The following is a 2,601-nucleotide window of genomic DNA, read 5'->3' as shown; positions in this document are numbered from 1 at the left end:
AAAGGAAAATACATACACAATGAAGCCCACGGCCTAATAGATGAAATTAACGGTAACGGCGGTGCAATAACCTTCAAAAATACATCAAGCAACAACGTATTGGAATGTGATTTCATCGAAAACAGCGCAAGCCTATATGGTGGGGCGCTAAATTATAGAATGACACCATACAACATAACAATAAAAGGTAATTTCATAGCCAACAATGCACTAGTCGGAGGAGGAATTAATTTCTTTGATGAATCTGATAATATTAGCTTCAGCTGCAATTTCATTGCCAATAATGCAACAAAAGGTGGGGCAATAGCTATCAATAAAGAAATAAACAATGAAAGTACAATATATCCAGACCATAATACAACTGTGGCAAACTGTAATTTCACCGATAACCATGCGGAAGAAGGTGGGGCAATACATGCCGATGGAATACTTACATTAAACAATGTTACTTTCATCAGCAACCAAGCTATAAATGGAGGAGCAATCCTCACAATGGGTAAAACCACAATAAACAATTCAACATTCAAAAACAATAAAGCAAACTCAACTGGAGGAGCAATCACCACGATGGGTCATACTACAATAGACAATGCAACACTAAACAATAACCAGGCCGAAATGGGCGGCGCAATATATGTAATAGGTAAAACCACAATAAACAATATAATACTCAACAATAACAAAGCAAGCGAATCAGGAAGTTCTCTTTATGCTGAACTTAGTGAATTAATCCTGAAGAATGGAATTTTAAAAAATGAAAATACAAAATGGAGTTTAATTTACTTGCAAAAATCTTTAATTTCCATTGAAAATACCTCTTTTGTAAATTCAACTTCCAATTATGCTACTGCAATTTATTTCTCAAATAGTAGCGGAAAAATTAGAAATTGTGATTTTGTCAACCTGAGTGCATTGATAAGTGGAGGAGCAATAGGAATAAAAGATCTTCCGAATGAAATGACTATAGAAAATTGTAACTTTATAAATACCAAATCACAAAAAAACGGAGGGGCAATATTTGCAGATGTTTACAATGAACCAAAACATACTTCAAAATGCATTAATGTAATCAATACAACATTCATTAATTGTAATAGTGGATTTGGTGGTGCTATCTTACAGTTAAATGGTATACTAAATATTGAAAATTCCAAATTTAACAATAATAATGCGGCTGTAAGCGGAGGGGCAATATATGCCTCAATGACAGATTTTAACTTAAAAAATAGTGAATTTAATAATAATTACGCATTTAAAAATGGTGGAGCAAATTACGTTGAATTGACAAATTTTACTGTTGAAAATGCAGTATTTATTGGAAATAAAGTTGAAAATAGCAATATATTGAATCCGAATACGATTTATGCTTATGATTCAAGCCCATATATTAAAAATTCATTTTTCAACAATTCCAAGTATAGTATTTCTTCAATCTTCACTGTTGATTATCTCAACGAGAATAATACTGTAAATAATGATGAATTTAATTGGGAAAATAAAATTTACCCATATGTAGTTGTTAATGAAGGTGCGAAAATTGATGTAGGGAATAATGGCCTTAATGTTACAAAGCTCCCTGTCAGATTTGATTTGCGTGAATGGGGATGGGACAGTCCTGTTAAAGATCAATTAAGTAAAGGTTATTGTTGGGATTTCGGTGTGATAAGTGGTTTGGAATCTGCTTTATTAAAAGCAACCGATGTAGAATATGATTTTTCAGAAAACAATCTGGGAAATAATGGAATAATCTATAGTAAATACGGTAGCACTGAAGCTACAGAGGGAGGTAGTCAAGCACTGGCATTAGGACATATCTTAAGTTGGCTTGGCCCGGTACCTGAAGAATATGACACTTATGATGAAATAGGTAAAGTATCTGATATTATTGATATAAATAAAATACACGTCCAGGATGCAATTTTAATCCCTATAAAGAAACCAGCTGATTATATCAATACTAATGAAACAAATAATTTAATCAAACAGGCAATATTAAAATACGGTGCTGTTGCAGTAAACTATTTTACTGATGGAACTGATACTGAAACCATTTCATTATACCATAATGATACTTATGTAGCCACCCACACGGTTTCTCTTGTCGGATGGGATGATAACTACAGCAAAGATAATTTCAATATTACCCCTCCAGGTGATGGCGCATGGATATTAAAAAACAGCTGGGGTAAAGAGACAGGCATCAATGGATACCAATACATTTCATATTATGATACTTCATTATTGTCTCCTGATGCAGAGGGAATTTATGAAACACCCCATGCAACTGCATTTATAATTGAAAATACTGAGAATTACAAATATAATTACCAAACGGATTTGAGGGGACTTAGAGGAACGGATAAAAATTACACATTTTATTCAAATGAATACACCGCTGTTGCCAATAATCTTTTGGGCGCTGTGGGTACTTACTTTAACGATTCAGGCATAGATTATGAACTTAAAATATATGTTAATGGTGAGCTGAAAATCACACAAAACGGTACAAGCGAATTTTCAGGATTTAAGACCATTAAATTAAATGAATATGTCCCAGTTAAAGAAAATGATGTATTTAAAGTAGTCTTTAAAAATAACATG

At 32.9% G+C, this 2,601-nt stretch carries 1 protein-coding gene; it reads left to right on the top strand.

The window, feature by feature from the left end; translation table 11 throughout:
• The coding region (locus tag ACKI3Q_RS02990) for a C1 family peptidase (protein WP_407414113.1) at positions 1-2,601 on the top strand (2,601 nt) is incomplete at both ends.

Source organism: Methanobrevibacter sp. (assembly GCF_045636185.1).
Lineage (GTDB): Archaea > Methanobacteriota > Methanobacteria > Methanobacteriales > Methanobacteriaceae > Methanocatella.
The sequence above is the reverse complement of the archived record's forward strand: the minus strand, read 5'-3'. Positions and strand labels throughout refer to the sequence as shown.